The 18,770-nt window shown below is 61.4% G+C and carries 9 protein-coding genes and 2 pseudogenes; 6 read left to right on the top strand and 5 right to left on the bottom strand.

The features are described 5' to 3' along the window. Nucleotides 1-120: 120 nt before the first annotated feature. A pseudogene (locus AB4Y32_RS32270) lies at nucleotides 121-306 on the top strand (hypothetical protein); the annotation flags it as partial. A 52-nt stretch (nucleotides 307-358) separates the two neighbouring features. Here the strand turns inward: AB4Y32_RS32270 and pqqA are convergent. Then, nucleotides 359-592 carry a pyrroloquinoline quinone precursor peptide PqqA gene (gene pqqA / locus AB4Y32_RS32265; RefSeq protein WP_368725204.1) on the bottom strand — a complete coding sequence of 78 codons (234 nt, stop codon included), beginning with the start codon at nucleotides 590-592 and terminating at the stop codon, nucleotides 359-361. 333 nt (nucleotides 593-925) lie between these two features. On the opposite strand from pqqA, the gene AB4Y32_RS32260 reads away from it, so the two are divergent. Further along, nucleotides 926-6,430: a trifunctional serine/threonine-protein kinase/ATP-binding protein/sensor histidine kinase gene (locus tag AB4Y32_RS32260; RefSeq protein WP_368725203.1), complete on the top strand. Its 5,505-nt coding sequence runs from the start codon at nucleotides 926-928 to the stop codon at nucleotides 6,428-6,430. An 18-nt stretch (nucleotides 6,431-6,448) separates the two neighbouring features. Here AB4Y32_RS32260 and AB4Y32_RS32255 read toward each other — a convergent pair. From AB4Y32_RS32255 to AB4Y32_RS32245, 3 genes and pseudogenes are all read right to left on the bottom strand, one after another. Further along, a pseudogene (locus AB4Y32_RS32255) lies at nucleotides 6,449-6,553 on the bottom strand (integrase); the annotation flags it as partial. Between the two features lie 199 nt (nucleotides 6,554-6,752). After that, a complete protein-coding gene (locus AB4Y32_RS32250; RefSeq protein ID WP_368725222.1) occupies nucleotides 6,753-7,097 on the bottom strand; it encodes a DUF3331 domain-containing protein in 345 nt (114 codons plus the stop codon). A 206-nt stretch (nucleotides 7,098-7,303) separates the two neighbouring features. Then, entirely contained in the window at nucleotides 7,304-7,744 is a 441-nt protein-coding gene (locus AB4Y32_RS32245; protein WP_368725202.1) for a hypothetical protein, read from the bottom strand. Nucleotides 7,745-8,107: 363 nt separating this feature from the next. On the opposite strand from AB4Y32_RS32245, the gene AB4Y32_RS32240 reads away from it, so the two are divergent. The 4 genes from AB4Y32_RS32240 to AB4Y32_RS32225 all read left to right on the top strand — a co-directional run bounded on the left by AB4Y32_RS32240 (nucleotide 8,108) and on the right by AB4Y32_RS32225 (nucleotide 17,243). Beyond that, entirely contained in the window at nucleotides 8,108-13,594 is a 5,487-nt protein-coding gene (locus tag AB4Y32_RS32240) for a trifunctional serine/threonine-protein kinase/ATP-binding protein/sensor histidine kinase (protein WP_368725201.1), read from the top strand. A gap of 151 nt (nucleotides 13,595-13,745) precedes the next feature. Further along, entirely contained in the window at nucleotides 13,746-16,172 is a 2,427-nt protein-coding gene (locus tag AB4Y32_RS32235; RefSeq protein ID WP_368725200.1) for a PAS domain-containing protein, read from the top strand. Continuing rightward, nucleotides 16,172-16,543, top strand: a complete 372-nt coding sequence (locus AB4Y32_RS32230; protein ID WP_368725199.1) for a response regulator — start codon at nucleotides 16,172-16,174, stop codon at nucleotides 16,541-16,543. The genes AB4Y32_RS32235 and AB4Y32_RS32230 overlap by 1 nt, the downstream gene beginning before the upstream one ends. A gap of 31 nt (nucleotides 16,544-16,574) precedes the next feature. Continuing rightward, nucleotides 16,575-17,243, top strand: coding sequence for a response regulator transcription factor (locus tag AB4Y32_RS32225; RefSeq protein ID WP_368725198.1), 669 nt, complete (start codon nucleotides 16,575-16,577; stop codon nucleotides 17,241-17,243). Nucleotides 17,244-17,277: 34 nt separating this feature from the next. Here the strand turns inward: AB4Y32_RS32225 and AB4Y32_RS32220 are convergent, their stop codons facing one another. After that, nucleotides 17,278-18,765: an MdtP family multidrug efflux transporter outer membrane subunit gene (locus AB4Y32_RS32220; protein WP_368725197.1), complete on the bottom strand. Its 1,488-nt coding sequence runs from the start codon at nucleotides 18,763-18,765 to the stop codon at nucleotides 17,278-17,280. Between the last annotated feature and the right edge of the window lie 5 nt (nucleotides 18,766-18,770).

Raw genomic sequence — 18,770 nt, 5'->3', positions numbered from 1 at the left:
CCTCAACGGTCCGTTCGACATGCCCACACATTTGCTGCGCTTTAAATTTGCATAACTAACAATGTAAGATCGGTCGTGACGTCGAGTAGACTGATTTTCATCTAGGCAGCGAACGACGACCCGATGAAGGCGATCGATATCCGGACCGGCGAGATGGTGTGGAGTGACGTACTCCCTGGCGGCGGCCAGCCTACACCGATGGTCTATGAGCAATATGGCAAGGCGTATCTGGTTACCCATGCGAAGACGCCTTCGTCCCCATGGCGTCTCTTTTTTGATCGTGAGGTCTCGCGTGCAGCGCCGTGACTGGCGCCATCTGGCTATGGCACAGTCCGCGGATGGCTCGTCGGGAGTGAGCTCATAACCACAGCGCGTCTAGCTGCGCCCACAGCACCGCACTTGAGACGCCGCGCGTGCCCCAGTACCCGGATTCACATAGCGGCGCAGCGGTCACGGTGCACGCGTCTGCAGTACCGGTGTTCTGCCGGGAGGAGCCGGTCAAGTAACCGCATACTTCGAGGTCGGCGCAAGGGTAGCAGTTGATCTCCGCGCCCAGCGCGATATCGATGATCTTCGGGGTGTTCCGATCCACGGCGGTCTCCTGCTTAATGAAATTTCCAGCGGCCTGGTGTCAGCCCGCCATGACGCCAGCACAGGCCGACCGCGCTGTGGCGTTCTATTGCACGATGGCATCGATAGTTCGTTCACCGGCGTCGGAAGCGCCGGTGTTCGCAACGCACGGCGAGGACGCGAGGAGTTCCGGATAGCGGCGGGGACGGCGGTGATCCGCCTGCGGTCGTTGACGCCAGATCATGCGTCCTGTTCACAGGCGATCTGCGGGAGCCGGAACACTTCCGCGTCAAAGAGTGGGCTCGGTCTTCATAAGTCGTCGGGTGTATGCTGACGCCATAACGGAGTGTGGCAAATGGCTACCCGTGGTTACGGCGCGATGTGCAACGGCTTGCAGACGTTGTGGGAGGATGGCGAGCGCATGTTCAACCGCGCACGACTGCCGGCCGATGGCGGTTACGGGACCCTGCTCATTGCGCGGCCCACTGTTGAGCAGCCATCACCTGCCAGCCTCGATCGGCTCACGCACGAATTTGAACTGAAGAACGAACTTGACGGCGCGTGGGCGGTGCGGCCGCTTGAGTTAGTGCGGGAAGGCGGTGGGACGCTGCTTGTGCTTGAGGATCCGGGCGGTGAGCCGCTTGAGCGGCTGATCGGCGCGCCCATGGCGGTGGGCAATGTGGTGCGCCTCGCCGTTGGGATCGCCGCAGCGCTGGGCAAGCTTCACCAGCGCGGCCTCATCCATAAGGACCTCAAGCCAGCCCATATCCTTGTGAACTGCACGGACGGACAGCCGAGGCTGACCGGCTTCGGCATTGCGTCGCAGCTGCGACGCGAGCGACAGGCGCCCGAGCCGCCAGAGACCCTCGCCGGCACGTTTGCCTACATGGCCCCCGAACAGACCGGGCGCATGAACCGCTCGATCGACGCCCGCAGCGATCTCTATGCGCTCGGCGTCACGCTCTACCAGATGCTCACCGGTTCTCTGCCGTTCACCGCGGGCGATCCGATGGAATGGGTGCACTGCCATATCGCGCGACAGCCGGTGCCGCCCAGCGAGCGCCTGGACGGTGTCCCCGCCCCGCTGTCGGCCATTATCATGAAGCTGATGGCGAAGACGGCCGAGGAGCGCTACCAGACCGCAGGCGGCGTCGAGCGCGACCTGCGGCGATGCCTCACCGAGTGGGAAACCCAAGGTTACATCAACGACTTTGCACCCGGTGAGCAGGACACACCCGACCGGCTGCTCATCCCGGAAAGGCTCTACGGGCGCGCAGACGAAGTCGAGACCCTGCTCGCCTGCTTCGATCGCATCGTCAAAAGCGGCGCGCCGGAGCTGGTGCTGGTTTCCGGCTATTCGGGCATTGGCAAGTCCGCAGTGGTCAATGAACTGCACCGTGTGCTGGTGCCACCGCGCGGGCTCTTCGCCGCGGGCAAGTTTGACCAGTACAAGCGCGACATCCCCTATTCGACGCTCGCTCAGGCTTTTCAGAGCCTGGTGCGGCCGCTGCTCGGCAAGCGCGACGTCGAGCTCTCCGGCTGGCGCGACGCCTTTCTGGACGCGCTCGGGCCGAACGCACGGCTGATGATTGACGTCGTCCCCGAGCTCAGGCTCATCATCGGTGAACAGCCACCTGTCCCCGAGCTTCCGCCGCAGGACGCGCAACGGCGCTTCCAGTTGGTGTTGCAGCGTTTTATCGGCGTCTTTGCCCGGGCGGACCATCCACTGGCGCTCTTTCTCGACGACCTGCAATGGCTCGACTCGGCCACGCTCGATATGCTCGAGGACCTGTTGACCCGGTCGGAACTGCAGCACCTCATGTTGATCGGTGCCTATCGCGATAACGAGGTGACAGCAGACCATCCTCTGAGGCGCAAACTCGAAGCCGTGAAGGCCGCCGGTGGCAAGGTCACGCAGATCGCCCTTGCGCCGCTTGCGCAAGCGCATCTGCAGCAGTTGCTTGCAGACTCGCTTCGCTGTAAGACCGAATACGCCGCACCGCTCGCGCAACTGGTCTACCAGAAAACCGGCGGTAATCCGTTCTTTGCCATCCAGTTCCTGTCGTCACTCGCCGACGAGGGCATGCTCGTCTTTGACCACGATGCTGCCCGCTGGGGCTGGGATCTCGATCACATTCACTCCAAGGGCTATACCGATAACGTCGTCGATCTCATGGTCGCGAAACTCACGCGCATGCCAGGCGAAACACAGCATGCGCTGCAGCAACTGGCATGTCTTGGCAATAGCGCCGGGACGGCGACGCTCTCACTGGTCCTCGGGACGTCGGAAGAGCTGGTCCATGGGGCGCTCTGGCCCGCCGTCCGGCTGGAACTGGTCGAGCGCCGCGCGGCTGGCTACCGGTTCGCCCACGATCGCGTTCAGGAAGCCGCGTATTCGTTGATCGAGGAAAAGCAGCGGGGCGAAACCCATCTTCGCATCGGCCGACTGCTGGCGGAGCACACGCCGGCTGAGAAGCGCGACGAAGCAATCTTCGAGATCGTCAACCAGCTTGACCGCGCGATCCCGCTGATCGCGTCACGAGCGGAGCGTGATCAGCTCGCCGGGTTCAACCTGATCGCCGGGAAGCGCGCCAAGGCTTCCAGCGCCTATGCCTCAGCGCTCAAATATCTGGTCGCCGGCGCGGCGCTCGTGGGCGAAGATGGCTGGGATCGCCAACGGGCGCTCATCTTCGCACTGGAGCTGCATCGGGCCGAATGCGAATTTCTGACCGGAGCGCTGGCGGCTGCGGATGAGCGTCTGGCAGCACTGGCAGAGCGCACGCAAGATGAGGTGGAAGCCGCGCGCGTCGCATGTCTGCACATGGATCTGCACGTGACCCGCGATCAGAGCGGCCGCGCGGCCGGCGTCGGTCTCGAATGCCTCCGGCGCCTGGGCATCGAGTGGTCGCCGCATCCGACGGAAGAGGAAGTGCGCCGGGAGTATCAGCGGATCTGGTCGACCCTTGGAGACCGCCCAATTGAGGCACTTGTCGATCTGCCCTTGATGAGCGACCCGGCATCCCTCGCGGCCCTCGATGTGCTGGCCAAGCTCGCGGTGCCTGCCTTGTACACGGATGCGAACCTGGTTTTGCTGATCACCTGTCGCATGGTCAACCTGAGTCTCGAGCACGGCAACGCTGACGCGTCCTGTCTCGCCTATACGTGGCTCGGCGTGATCGCTGGCATACGCCTCGGCGACTACGAGACCGGATATCGATTCGGCCACCTCGGCTACGAGCTCGTCGAACAGCGCGGGCTAAAGTGCATCCAGGCCCTGACCTATATCGCCTTCGGCGTCCTGCCGTGGAAGCGACACATCCGGGCTGGCCGCGAACTGTTGCGTCGAGCATTCGAGGCGGCCCACCAAAGCGGGGACCTGAATTATGCGGCGTACACTTGCAGCCACCTGAATACGAACCTGCTTGCCGCCGGCGATCCGCTGGACCAGGTGCAAGTCGAAGCCGAACGGGGGCTCGCGTTTGCGCAGAAGATACGATTCGGTGCGGCGATTGACCGCATCAGTGCCCAACTCGGCCTGGTACGGACGCTGAGGGGACTGACGCCGACCTTTGGCCGCTCCGACGATGCGGATTTTGATGAGCTTCGGATCGAACGCCGCTTCACGGAGAACCCGAATCTGGCCATTGCCGAGTGCTGGTACTGGATCCGCAAGCTGCAGGCGCGGTTCTTCGCCGGCGACTATGGTGCGGCGCTCGATGCGTCATTGCGGGCGCGACGGCTACTTTGGACGTCGCCAACCTTCGAAGTCGCCGAATACCATTTCTACGGCGCGTTGTCTCGCGCGGCCTGTTTCGATACGGCGACGGCTGATGAGCGAGAGGTTCACCTGGGGGCGCTTGCTGACCATCAAAGACAACTCGAGATCTGGGCCGGTATTTGCCCGGAAAATTTCGAGAACCGCGTCGCCCTGGTGAGGGCGGAGATCGCCCGGGTCGAGGGCCGCGCGCTCGATGCCATGAGTCACTACGATCAAGCGATTCGCTCGGCCCAGGCAAACGGCTTCGTACACAACGAGGCGCTTGCGAACGAACTTGCTGCGCGTTTCTTTTCGACGCGCGGTTCCGAGAAAGCAGCGCGCGGCTACCTGCAGGATGCCCATGACGCTTATCTGCGCTGGGGAGCCAATGGCAAGGCGCGCCAGCTTGAACTGTGCTACCCCAACCTCAAGCCCTATGCGAACACTCCACGCCAGACGGCCACACCCGGCACGCCAATCGAGCAGCTAGATCTTGCTACGGTTCTGAGCGTCTCGCAGATCGTGTCGGGCGAAATTGTGCTCGAGAATCTTATGAACGCGCTGATGCGCACTGCAGTGGAACACGCCGGTGCGCAACGCGGCCTGCTCGTGGTCCCGCGGGCTGCCGAGCTATGGATCGAGGCGCAAGCCGATACAGACGGCAGCGCAGTCACGGTCGCGCTTCGCGAGGCACCGATCTCTGCCGCCCAACTGCCCGAGTCGATTCTCCAGTACTGCGCGCGCACACAGGAGAGCGTCATCCTCGACGACGCCTCGGCCGGGGGCGCGTTCTCCAACGACGAGTACATTGCCAGGGTGCAGGCGCGATCGATCCTCTGTCTGCCATTCGTCAAACAGGGCAGGCTGATTGCACTGCTTTATCTGGAAAACCATCTCGCGGCCGGCGCCTTTACCCCGGCGAGGATTGCGGTCCTGAAGGTACTGGCTTCCCAGGCTGCAATGACGCTGGAGAACGCCCGTCTGTACCGCGATCTTGCGGAGCGCGAAGCGAAGATCCGGCGCCTTGTCGACGCCAACATCGTCGGAATCTTCATTGGCGATCTCGAAGGCCGGATCCTCGAAACCAATGACGCGTTTCTTCGCATCGTCGGATACAACCGTGACGATTTCCTGGCGGGGCGTCTACGCTGGACGGACCTTACGCCACCGGAGTGGCTCGAGCGCCACAGAAGCGAGTGGACGCCGGAGCTGAAGATGACGGGTATGTTACAGCCCTACGAGAAGGAGTACTTCAGGAAGGACGGCAGCCGCGTGCCAGTGTTGAACGGGGTGGCGATGCTGGACGAGCGCGGGACTCAAGGTATCGTGTTTGTGCTCGATCTGAGCGAGCGCAAACGGGCGGAAGCGGAGGCACGCCAGATGCAGCTCGAGCTCGCGCATGCCAACCGCATCACGGCAATTGGGCAGCTCGCGGCCTCGATCAGTCACGAAATGAAGCAGCCCATCGCGGGAATCAAGCTTAATGCGTCGACAGGTCTGCGCTGGCTCGCCCACGAGCCGCCCGATATGAGGGAGCTCCGCCAGGCGTTCGATCGGATTGTCCGTGACGCCGGGCGCGCCGTCGAAGTGATGACGCGCATTCATGGCCTCGTGAAAAAGGCCCCGATGTGCATCGAGATCCTGCAGATCAACGAGGCGATTCGCGAGGTCATCGCGCTCACGTCGAGTGAAGCCAATGGGAAGGGTGTCTCTGTGCGGCTGCAGCTTGCGGATGACTTGCCAGTCATCAAAGGCGATCAGGTGCAACTCCAGCAGGTGATGCTAAACCTTGCTCTCAATGCCATTGATGCAATGAGTTCGGTTGAGGCTGGACCTCGCGAATTGACGATCAGCACCGCCATGAATGAGCCGGGTGCCGTCCTTGTGGCAGTAAGGGATTCCGGGCCGGGTATCGCCCCCGAGAACATCGAGCGCCTCTTTGAGCCGTTTTTTACGACGAAGGCTAGCGGGATGGGCATGGGGCTGTCGATCTGCCGCTCAATCATCGAAGCACACGGCGGCCGATTATGGGCCAGCGCAAACGTAGTCCGCGGCGCCAGCTTTCAGTTCACGGTACCTGTCCATCCAACTGGTTCAGCGTAAGCCGACCTCCGCTTTCCTTCAATCGCGCTTGGCATGACCTAACAGCAACTGCACCGCGCGCAGGTTCTTGATGCGTTGATAGATCAATGACGCCTTCGTACGGCGCATCGTGTGATTACCATAGCCGCGTCATCTAGCGCAGTCGATTACAACGACGGGCCAATAGCGAAACATACAAGCAATCTGGAGCCTTTCGACATCTAATCTCACTCATGGCACGGCAAACCGTCGGAACAAAAGTCCATATATTTCTTCATCCCGAGCTGCAACATGTCGGTCACCACGTCGAATAGCGCTTTTCGCTGGCGTCGCACCTTCAGCGTCATGTAACGAGAACCGGATCCTCAGACACGACTGCTGCAAGTATCATCCGATCGCGATTCGCGGGTACATGCGCTTTGCAGGCATACGGCTGGAATACGCGATCGCCGGGATAAATGCGCATCCCTGTCAACGCACAAAAGGACGACCTGCGGGCGACGCCTTTGCGCCACACCTGATCAGCGTAGTGTCCGGATTGCGGATCACTCCAGCAGACAATGAGCGTTTGCGACGTACGCTGCTCGACAATGGATATACGGGCGGCGACGGGTTCGGCAACAACCGGCTCGGATGTCCGTGGGGCCGTGCAGCCGCTCCGGCGAAATTTTCCTTTACGGATGTACATATCGGCCGTGGACGCTGACGAGAATGACTCAGGACTCAAAAGAGCAATCAGTGTGCGTCGAACGATGTCGTTTTCATTTCGACAAGTCATACTCTCACCTCTTCAGAAGTAGTCTGTCCCATCTGGATATGTCGAGTCAAATGCGCAACCGACGAGTAGCGCACTGGACATTGGCAAGCAATGCCGGCTCATCACGCCCGGTAAGCTCATGTTTCTTCGTCGGCTGCTCGGTTCAGCACGCTCAGCCGATCGCCAACACCGTCTCTCGTCATGGCTGCGACTGCGAACGATGCAACGCATGCAGCTTTGCTAATGCACTCAACGGTCGAAAAGAGTGCAATGGGAGTGGAGAGCGTGTATTCAAGAGGTAACGCTGGTGCTATGGCGAGTACGCTCGCTCCGCAGAGGAAGGCAAACACGTGGCGTGCAAACCGCAAGTTGGCGATGGCGGCTGCACCAATGAGGCACACAAGCACCTTCGACGTCGCCACGGCGAGCAGCGAGGTGAAATTGGTCGATACGACGAGTTCCAACGGTGCCTCAATCAATGCCCAGCCACAGACGACCACGACAGTTGCTTTGAACAGGCGCGCCAATCCGATGACATCGGCCGGGACATGTTGCGAAAAAACCCTCATGTAATCCATCGCGTTCCTTGTTTTGACGCATATCTGCGTCGACCTGCGAACCAATTTAGGGTATGCGCAGCCTGCCCGCAATTGCCCTTTAGGTGCAGGAAGAAGCGGCGATGTCTTCAAACCGGCAAACGTGCCGCAGGAATACGCTTTGTGCGAGCGCTTTCACGTCAGCGCTTTCTGGATCATTGATCCCGCATCGCTGTTTCATCTGCGCCGCCTCGTCTGCTCGCGCATGTGATCGTGTTGCAGCTACTGGTTGAATCCTGAAGCTTGCTTGCAACGATTCTGCAATGCCTCGCACATCTCGACGGCCGTCGGCGGGGCTTCGCCGGCGCGGGAAGGTGTATTCTGACGGCACAGCGAGGGCGGCAAATGGCTACCCATGACTACGGCGAAATGCGAAACAACCTCCGGACCTTGTGGGAGGACGGCGAGCGCGTCTTCAGCCGGGTACGATTGCCGGCCGATGACGGGGACAGGACGCTGCTCATCGCGCGGCCCGCTGTCGAGCAGCCGGGATCCGCGAGCCTCGACCGGCTCGCTCACGAATTCGCATTGAAAGACGAACTCGACGGCGCGTGGGCGGTTCGACCGCTGGAGCTGATACGCAAAGGCGGTGAGACGCTGCTGGTGCTCGAAGATCCGGGCGGTGAGCCCCTCGACCGGCTGCTCGGCGCGCCCCTCCAGCTGGAACGCAGCCTGCCGCTCGCCATCGGCATCGCCACTGCATTGAGCCAGGCCCACCAGCGCGGTCTCATCCATAAAGACATCAAGCCGGCGCATATCCTGGTGAACGATGCAACAGGCGATGTCAGGCTCACCGGCTTTGGCATTGCCTCGCGACTTCCGCGCGAACGCCAGAAGCCGGGACATCCCGAGCTGATCGCAGGAACGCTCGCGTACATGGCTCCCGAGCAGACAGGTCGGATGAACCGTTCGATCGATTCGCGCAGCGATCTTTACGCGCTAGGCGTCACGCTGTACGAGATGTTGACGGGGACGCTCCCTTTCACTGCGCTCGATCCGCTGGAATGGGTGCACTGCCACATCGCGCGCCAGCCCGCTGCGCCGGATGAGCGCGCCAGAGGCATCCCTGCCCCGCTCTCGGCAATCGTGATGAAACTTCTGTCGAAACCCGCCGAGGATCGCTATCAAACTGCAAGCGGCCTGGCGTGGGATCTCCGAAGATGCCTGGCAGAGTGGGACGCCACTCACCAGATCAAACCTTTTCCGCTCGGAACGCACGATACAACGCGACAGCTTTTGATTCCGGAGAAGCTCTACGGGCGCGACACTGAAATCGCGACGCTGCTGGATGCCTTCGATCGCGTCGCGACGCAGGGCGCGTCGGAACTGATCCTCGTGTCCGGCTACGCGGGAGTTGGGAAATCGTCAGTGGTCAACGAGTTGCACAAGGTTATCGTGCTACCTCGGGGTCTCTTCATTTCGGGAAAATTCGATCTGCGCCTGAGGGACATCCCCTATGCCACACTGGCCCAGGCATTTGCGGAACTCATCCGACAAATTCTGAACGGCCAGGATGCCGACGTTGTGCGTTGGCGTGACGCGATCGAGCACGCGGTCGGTCAGCACGGGCGACTGCTGACCGATTTGATCCCGGAACTTGAAAACCTGATCGGCCCGCAGCCTTCGGTGCCCGCACTGTCGCCACTGGAAACGCAGCTGCGGTTCCGATCGGTCTTTCAAAAGTTTGTCAGCGCGTTCGCGCGTGCCGAGCATCCGCTCGTCATTTTCGTTGACGATTTGCAGTGGCTCGATCCCGCCACCTTGACCGTGGTCGAACATTTGATCACGCATCCGGACACACACCACCTGCTACTGATCGGTGCGTATCGCGAGAACGAAGTTGGACCCGGGCATCCACTGATGCATACGCTCGGTTCGATCCGCAAGGCGGGGACGACGGTACACGAAATAGTACTCGGCCCGCTCTCGCCGAATGACTTCAGTGAATTGCTTTGCGACGCTTTCCGATGCAAGCGTGACCGCGCCTTGCCTCTCGCTAGCCTGGTTCACCAAAAAACGGGCGGCAATCCTTTTTTCGCGGGCCAATTTTTGACCAATCTCTTCGAAGAAGGCCTCCTCGAGTTCGAATCGAATTCGGCCACGTGGCGCTGGAATCTGGAGCAGATCGACGCAAAAGGCTTTACCGAAAACGTCGTCGATCTGATGATCCGCAGGCTGCAGAGGCTTCCGCCTGCCGCACAGGACGCGTTGAAGCTGCTTGCCTGTCTTGGCAGTCAGGCCGACTTCGGGACCCTGGCAAGCGTCTGGGGCGGCGCCGAGGCAATCGCGCATGCGGATTTCGCCGACGCCGTCCGAGCCGGCGCGATCATCTCGATGGACGGCGGTTTCAAGTTCCTGCATGACCGCGTGCAAGAAGCCGCGTATGCGCTGATCCCTGTCGAATCCCGCGCGGAACATCACTTGCGCATTGGCCGCCTGCTCTTGTCGCGGCTCGCTGACGCGGACATTGCAGCCAGGATATTCGACCTCGTGAACCAGTTGAATCTCGGAGGCGAGCTCATCGTCGAGCGCGCCGAAGCGCATCGCGCTGCGGCCCTCAACCTCGACGCCGCAAAAAAGGCGAAGGCCTCAACCGCTTACCGTTCGGCCTGCAACTATCTCGCGGCGGCCGCGTCGCTGCTCTCACAACAAGGTTGGGACGACTGTTATGAGTTGACCTTCGGCGTGTGGTTCGAGCGGGCCGACTGTGAGTTTCTCCTCTCTCACTTCAGCGAAGCCACCCGATGGATCGACGAGATGTTGCTTCGAGCGCGATCGAATATCCACCGCGCCGAAGCCTACCGGCTCAGAATGGTCCTGCAGTTGATGAGCGGCGACAATGCACCCGCTGTCAGAACCGCACGCGAATGCCTGCGCATGTTCGACATCGAATTACCGGAGCATCCTACGGATGACGAAGTGTCGGCAGCTTACGATTCCGTCTGGGCGCTACTCGGCACGTGTCCGATCGAAAGCCTCCTTGGCCTGCCGATGATGGAGGAGCCGGAGATGCGGGAGGTCATGAACATCTTCCACATGCTAGCGCAGACAGCCTATTTCACCGATATCAATCTCGCCCAGACGATTGCCTGCCGAATGGTTACCGTGACGCAGCAATACGGCACAACCGATTCGGCTGTCTTCGCCTATGCGTCCATCTCGATTCTTCTTGGTCCGTACTTCCAACGCTACCGGGACGGCGAGGCATTCGCCCGGCTGGCGGTCGCTGTGGCGGAGAAACACCGCTTCGCGGCTCAACGCGTGGCCGCGCACTTCTTCTTGCAGATGGCGGTTCTCTGGACGCAGCCGATCGAGATCGCAGTACGGTGCGTCGATACCGCCACCCGATATGCGCATGAGACGGGCGAGGTCATCTATGCCAGCTTCAGTCTCGAGCATCGGCTGACGGATATCCTGGCGCGCGGCGATCATCTCGACGAGACGTGGCTCGAATCGGTCAAGGCAATCGAGTTCGTGAAGCGCATCAACTTCCGTCACGTACACGATATTCTTTCGAGCATACAGTCGTTCGTCCAGAGGCTGCGTGGGCGCCCCGGCGACCAGGCAGTCCCCGGGGAAGCAACGATCGAGGCACAGATCACGGAACATGGCATCGCCGTCGTCAACTGCTTCCATTGGATTTTGCAGGTTCAACAGCACTATCTGTGGGGCGAGCCGGAGAAGGCGCTGGCATGCGCCGCCAAAGCCACGCCGCTTCTCTGGTCCGCGCGCTGCCACATCCAGTTCGCGAACTACTGTTTCTACTATTCACTCGCGCTCGCCGCGGTTCACAGCACTGCTTCGACCGATCGACAAGCTGGAATCCAGGCGGACATCGCCGCGAACGTTCAAGCGTTCGAAAGGTGGGCGCAAAGCTGCCCGGTCACGTTTGCGCACAAGCATCTGCTGCTGCGCGCGGAATTGGCCCGTCTGGACGGACACCTCATGACGGCCATGCGGCTTTACGAGGATGCCGGCCATCTGGCAAGCCAACACGGATTTGTCCAGGACGAGGCTTTAGCCAACGAACTGGCTGGGCAATGCAGTCTGGCCTCTGGCCTCGAACGCGCCGCGCTCGCTTATTTCCGCGAGGCGCGGGATTGCTATTTCCGCTGGGGTGCGCACGGCAAGATCGAACAGCTTGATCGTCGATATCCGTTTGTCAAACCCGAAGCGGTGCTTGTCTCACGCGTGACGATCGACGAATACGCCGGGCAACTCGATGTCGCGACAATCGTGAAGACGGCTCAGATCATCTCGGGTGAGATGGTGCTTGAAAACCTGATCAAGTCCTTGATGATGATCGCCGTCCAGCACGCCGGCGCCGAACGCGGACTGCTGATTCTTCCCCAGGGCGACCAGCAGCGCATCGAGGCCGAAGCCACCATTCAGGATGGCAAGGTCATCGTGCAATTGCCGCAACAGCCGCTGAACCCCACAGCGCTGCCGAAATCGCTGTTCCACTTCGTCGCAAGCACGCATGAATCTGTAATCATCGACGATGCGTCAGTCGAAAACCGCTTTTCCGACGATCCCTACATCCGCCAGAAAAGCGTACGGTCCGTCCTTTGCCTGCCGTTACTCAAACAGGCGAAGCTGATCGGCGTGCTTTACCTCGAAAACAATCTCGCGCCCTGCGTCTTCGCTCCGATGCGCATCGCGCTGTTGAAGCTGCTTGCTTCACAGGCGGCAATCGCATTGGAAAACGCTTGCCTATACCGCGATGTCGCAGAACGTGAAGCGAAGATCCGGCGCCTCGTGGACGCCAACATCGTGGGAATCCTGATCGGGGATCTCGAAGGTCGGATCCTGGAAGCCAATGACGCGTTTCTTCGTATGTTGGGATACGACCGCGACGATCTCCTGGCGGGATGTCCTCGGTGGAAGGACCTCACGCCCCCTGAGTGGCTTGAGCGCAGCAGAATGGAGTGGGAGAAGTTGGAGAATACGGGGATACTACAGCCCTACGAGAAAGAGTACTTCAGGAAGGACGGCAGCCGCGTCCCGGTGCTGATCGGTATCGCAATGCTGGACGAGAAAGCGACTCAAGCTATCGCGTTTGTGCTCGATCTGAGCGAGCAAAAGCGAGCCGAAGCGGACGCAAGCCGGATGCAGCTCGAGCTTGCGCATGCCAACCGCGTCACGGCGATCGGACAGCTCACGGCATCGATCAACCACGAAATCAAGCAGCCGATCGCGGGCATCACGCTGAATGCTTCGACCGCTCTGCGCTCGCTCGGGCGCGAACCGCCCGATGTAGCGGAGGCACGTCAGGCGCTCGATCGGATTGTCCGCGATGCGAGGCGCGCCGGCGAGGTGATGACACGCATTCACGGCCTCGTCAGGAAGACTCAGAGTTGCCAAGAGAGCCTGCAGATCAACGACGCGATTCGCGAGATCCATGCACTTACATATAGCGAAGCAAACAGGAACGGCGTTTCCGTTCGAATGGAACTTGCAGAGAACTTGCCGCTCATCGAAGGCGACCGCGTGCAACTCCAGCAGGTGATGTTGAACCTCGTCATCAACGCCATCGATGCGCTAAGCGCGATTGACGCCGGACCGCGCGAATTGACGATCAGCACGGCCGTGAACGAGCCGGGCATCGTTCTTGTGGCGGTGCGCGATTCCGGCCCGGGCATCGCTGCGGAAGACATCAAGCGCCTCTTCGATCCGTTTTACACGACGAAAGCTAGCGGGATGGGTATGGGGCTCTCGATCTGCCACTCGATCGTCACCGCACACGGCGGCCGATTGTGGGCGAGCGCGAACTTCCCCCGTGGCGCCACCTTCCAATTTACCGTGCCCGTCCATCCGGCTGATTCAGCATGAGCTGGCTGTCAACATTCGCCCGCGCCGGCCAGGAAGGGAATTGACACTGCGGAATACCGAATCAGTCCGGGATCGACACCAAGGTATATTGACTCCCGGTTCGCAAAAGCCGATTGTTGTAGCGTGAGGAGCGCTGCAGGAAGGGACAGCGATGGAAAGCGAACTCAGTCGTACTGTGGATGCGCTCCCCGGATTGGTATGGACTGCCTTTCCGGACGGCCGCATCGAGTTCGTCAATCGGCGCTGGTGCGAATACACGGGGCTTTCGGTCGAGCAAGCGTCGGGCGAGGGCTGGCAGGCGGCGTTCCACCCCGAAGACCGCAGCGCGTTGCTCGAAGCCTGGCGGACCGTCGTTGCCTCCGGCGATCGAGGCGAGGCGGAAGCGCGAATGCGCCGCTTCGATGGCGCGTATCGCTGGTTTGCATGCCGGGCCAGCCCGATTGTCGATGCGGCCGGTGAAATCGTGAAGTGGTGTGGGATAAATTCGGACATCGAGGACCGTAAACAGACGGAAGCTGCCCTGCGCTCGCAGGAACAGCGCTTCGAGCTGATCGTCAATAGCCTTCCCACCCGGGTCATCCTTTTCGCGCCGAACGGTGACGTGTTGCACGCCAACCGCTACACGCTCGCTTACGCCGGGTCGACCCTCGATGAGCTGAAAGAATGGAAAACGAACGACCTGACGCATCCGGATGACCGGGAAGCGGTGATCGCCCGGTTCCGTGCATCGATCAGCGCGGGCGAGCCCTATGATGCAGAGTCGCGCCATCGACGTGCCGACGGCGTCTACCGATGGTTCCGCGTACAGGGCTTCCCATTGCGCGATGACGAAGGCCAAATCGCGCTCTGGTATTTTCTTCAGACGGATATCGATGATCGCAAGCGCGCCGAGGCACTGCTTGCAGGTGAGAATCGCCTGCTCGAAATGATTGCCAGGGGACTGCCTTTGCCAACCGTACTCAATGACCTGTGCCGGCTGGTTGAGGAGCTTGCGAGCGACTGCCTCTGCAGAGTGTCATTCCGGGACGAGCTGGATACGGGGTACCGTCACGTGGGATCGCCAGGCCTCCCGCCGAGCTTCCTTTCCTCTTCCGCTGCCGACGCCGATTTCCTTGACACCGGCCCGCACGGCATGACGGCGTCCAACCAGCCTCAGGCGATCGCGCCGGATGCCGGGTCGGACGAACGCTGGACCGACGCATCGCGCGAACGCAGCCTCGCGTGTGAGCCATATTCGTGCCGGACCACGCCGATTCTGTCGCGCACCGGCGAGCTGCTGGGAGCGTTCACGGTATTCCGGCCGGATCCCGGCAACCCAAGCCCTTTCCAGCGCGATCTGGTCGGACAGTTCACGCACATTGCAAGCATCGCGATAGAACGGGCGCACAGCGCCGCCGCGCGTGAGGAGGCGGACGAACGGTTACGCCACAGCGCGGCGCTGATGGCGAAAGTGGAGCAGCTCAGCTCGAGTGGCAGCTTTTGCTGGCGCCTCGAGACGGGCTCGTTCACCTGGTCGGACCAGCTCTATCGCATCTTCGGGATCGAACCAGGCGTGCCCGTTACGATGGACATGATCGCGGCTCGATTCCACCCTTCCGACCTCCATCTACTGAGCGAAATGATCGACCAGGCGCACGAGGGCAAGGATCTGGAACTCGACCACCGCCTGCTCCTTCCCGATGGCTCCATCAAGTACGTGCACATACAGGCTCACGCCACGCGTCACCCGCAGGACGGGCTGGACTACATCGGCGCCGCGCAGGACATGACGGAGCGCCGGGAGTCCGAAGAGGCGCTCCTCGCGCTGCGCGCCGAATTGGCCCACCTGAGCCGGGTCAATAGTCTGGGCGCGTTGACGGCCGCGATCGCGCATGAAATCAACCAGCCGCTGGCTGGCATCGTGACCAACGCCAGCACCGGTCTTCGCATGCTGAGTGCAGAGCCACCGAACGTTGAAGGCGCGCTCGAGACCGTTCGACGCACGATTCGCGACGGGCGCCGCGCGTCGGAGATGATGACACGCCTGCGCACGCTATACAGCAAGAAGGCCGTGGCGGCAGAACCGGTCGACCTGGTCCAAGCCACGCGTGAGGTTATCGAGCTGGTGCGGTGCGAAATTCGCAATAAGCGGATCGTCTTGCACCTGAAGACTGCCGACGACCTGCCGCTGGTCATCGGAGACAGGGTCCAGCTTCAGCAGGTGGTGCTGAACCTGCTTCTCAACGCTGTGGAGGCGATGAATGACGTCGATGATCGTCCACGGCAGATGCTGGTCACGATCGACCGCGACGATGGCGACCACGTGCAACTCGCTGTGACCGATTCCGGTGTAGGCCTCGACCCGCCGCATGCGAACAAGCTCTTCGATCCGTTTTTTTCGAACGAGCGGGAAGGTATGGGCATCGGCCTCTCCGTGAGCCGCTACATCATCGAGAGCCACGGCGGGCGGCTCTGGGCTGCCCCGAACGCAGAGCAAGGCGCCACATTTGCATTTTCCATCCCCCGTCGCGCCGACAGCACATTGGAAGCCGATCAGTCCGGGCGAGCCGACGAAGAGCAAACCGGGAGGAATCTGTGATGGACACGCGCTCGCTAATCGCGGTAGTCGACGACGACGAGTCGGTGCGCGAATCGCTGCCTGACCTGTTGCGCGAGTTCGGCTTTGCGGCGCGAGCGTTTGCATCGGCGGAGGAATTCCTGGCGTCAGGCTGTATCGACGAAGCGCACTGCCTGATCCTCGACATCGCCATGCCAGGCATGTCCGGCCGTGACCTTCATCACGAGCTCAAACGGCGGCGGCAAACTGTCCCAATTGTATTCATCACCGCTCATGGGGACGAAACGCTCCGCCCAAGCATGCTCAAACAAGGTGCCGTCGAATGTCTGTTCAAACCGTTCAGCGACACCGACCTGCTCGGGGCGATCCAGGCCGCGCTCCAGGTCGAATGATTCATCCAGATGCCTGTGAATGGAGTTCGCAATGACACCCGCTCATGCAGTTGAACTTGCATCGGAAGTCCCGCCGGCGCAAGCCGCGCCCGTCGTTTTCGTCGTCGACGACGACGTCTCGGTGCGCGAATCACTCGAAGCGATGATCCGTTTTGCCGGCCTCAGGGTAGAGACCTACGCTTGCGCCCAGGACTTCCTCGACCGCAAGCGTGCAACGGTCCCGAGCTGTCTGGTGCTCGACGTCAGTTTGCCCGACCTCAGCGGTCTTGACCTGCAGAGTCTCATTGCATCCGAGCGTACAGACATGCCGATCATCTTCATCACCGGCTACGGCGATGTGCCGATGACGGTGCGGGCCATGAAAGCCGGAGCGGCTGAATTTCTCACGAAACCCTTTGAGGACGACGTACTGCTCGATGCCATCCAGCACGCAATCGAGCGCAGCCGCGCGGCATTGAGCGCGGTAGCCGGGATGCAATCGATCCGCGATCGCTATGCATCGCTCAGCCGACGCGAGCAGGAAGTTATGGCGTTGGTGGTATCCGGCCTGTTAAACAAACAGGTGGGCGCCGAATTGGGTATCAGCGAAATCACAGTGAAGGTGCACCGCAGACACGTCATGCGAAAAATGGACGCGCGCTCGCTGCCTGAACTCGTCAACATCGCGGGAAGACTTCAGCCGGGCAAGACATCGACGTGAAGCGCCGATGGCCGGCGCCAGTCTGGATATCATGTCACCGGACCTTCAGCTCGAGCGGCTTGTCGTAGCGATACCCGCCGCCGAGCGCCTTTGACATCGCAATATCCTGACTCAGGCGCTGTCCGTCCACTTCCAGCAGGGAGATGCGTTCGAGCAACACCGCCTGGCGGGCGTCCATCACCCCGAGACGGCTCGCGACGCCCGTTTCATAGCGCGCTTGCGCACTCGCCTGGGCGAACGATACGGCATCGATCTTCTTCGCCTGCAGCGCGGCTTCCTCGTCAAGATCCTGAAGTCTGCTACCCGTCACGGCGACATCACGCACCGCGTTCAGCACGGCCTGGTTGTACTGCGTGATCAAGGTGTTGCTGGCCGTGCGCGCGCCGCTCAGGTTGGCGTTGAGCCGGCCGCCATCGAAGATGGGAAGATACAGACCGGGAATCACATTGATCTGCTGGCTCGCATGCGTAAAGAGGTCCGCAAGGTGCAGTGCGTTGACGCCAAAAAATGCCTTGATGTCGAAGCTCGGATAAAACGCAGCCTTTGCGGCATCGATACGGTCGAACGACGACTGCACATACCAGCGCATCGCCTGAAGGTCCGGCCGACGTGCAAGCAGTTCGTACGACAGTGCGGGCGGCAACCCGACGTGCGGGACCGGCAACGCGACGGGCCTGATGTCGGAGAGATCGTCAGGACCCGCGCCAAGCAGCGCGCGCAACGATTCGCGAAACTGCTTGACGCTGGCGCGCGCCGCAACAATCTGCCGCTGCGTCGCCAGCAGTTGCGCACGCGCAAGCTGGGTCTGCGTGACCGGCTCCAGGCCGCGCGCGGCACGAGCCGCGTGCGCATCCATATTGAACGCGGCAACGTCATGCAACTGCATGAACAGTTCGATCAGCTGATAAGTCGTCTGAATCCCGTAATAAAGCTGCGCAACGTCTGTCGACATTTCAAGTTCGATGGCGGCGACCTCGGCCAGCCGCGCGTTGTGCGCGCCGATCGCAGCCTCCACCTCCGCGTGCTGCTTGCCCCAGATATCGATGTCCAGGCTCGCGCCGAGTCCCACGATGCCCTCCGTGTACCACGGCCCCGTCGCACCGATCGCCGGCTGGTTGGTCGAATACGCACCCAGGAAGCCGTTGGCCGAAACGTGTTCACGGTCTATGGCGGCGAGCGCCGTCACCTGCAGGTTCGTGCCGGCGCGCACCAGATCGATATCCGACTTCGCCTGCGCGACACGCGTATGCGCGATCACGATCGTCGGCGAGGTGGCGAGGGCGCGCGCGATCAGGGAATCGAGCTGCGGATCGCCGTACGCGCTCCACCACGGCTTCGCTGGCCAGTCCTCTCGCCCGAGATGAATGTCGTCGGCGATACGGATCTGCTCGGGTGCGATCGTCGAATAGGGCTTATCATCTTGCCGGATCAGCGCACAGGCCGACAGCGCGAACGCCAACGCGGCCGTCACACAGCAGCGCAGACAGCGATACGCGAGCGGGTCTGAAGACCCTTTCGTCATTGCCG

This window comes from Paraburkholderia phymatum, assembly GCF_040965635.1.
GTDB lineage: Bacteria > Pseudomonadota > Gammaproteobacteria > Burkholderiales > Burkholderiaceae > Paraburkholderia > Paraburkholderia phymatum_B.
This window is presented reverse-complemented; position numbering and strand designations above follow the sequence as displayed.

Bases quoted from the DNA above. Each gene is read 5' to 3' on its own strand.
- AB4Y32_RS32225 (WP_368725198.1), top strand. From the start codon at position 16,575: ATGACACCCGCTCATGCAGTTGAACTTGCATCGGAAGTCCCGCCGGCG.
- AB4Y32_RS32235 (WP_368725200.1), top strand. From the start codon at position 13,746: ATGGAAAGCGAACTCAGTCGTACTGTGGATGCGCTCCCCGGATTGGTA.
- AB4Y32_RS32250 (WP_368725222.1), bottom strand. From the start codon at position 7,097: ATGTACATCCGTAAAGGAAAATTTCGCCGGAGCGGCTGCACGGCCCCA.
- AB4Y32_RS32245 (WP_368725202.1), bottom strand. From the start codon at position 7,744: ATGGATTACATGAGGGTTTTTTCGCAACATGTCCCGGCCGATGTCATC.
- AB4Y32_RS32220 (WP_368725197.1), bottom strand. From the start codon at position 18,765: ATGACGAAAGGGTCTTCAGACCCGCTCGCGTATCGCTGTCTGCGCTGC.
- AB4Y32_RS32260 (WP_368725203.1), top strand. From the start codon at position 926: ATGGCTACCCGTGGTTACGGCGCGATGTGCAACGGCTTGCAGACGTTG.
- AB4Y32_RS32240 (WP_368725201.1), top strand. From the start codon at position 8,108: ATGGCTACCCATGACTACGGCGAAATGCGAAACAACCTCCGGACCTTG.
- AB4Y32_RS32230 (WP_368725199.1), top strand. From the start codon at position 16,172: ATGGACACGCGCTCGCTAATCGCGGTAGTCGACGACGACGAGTCGGTG.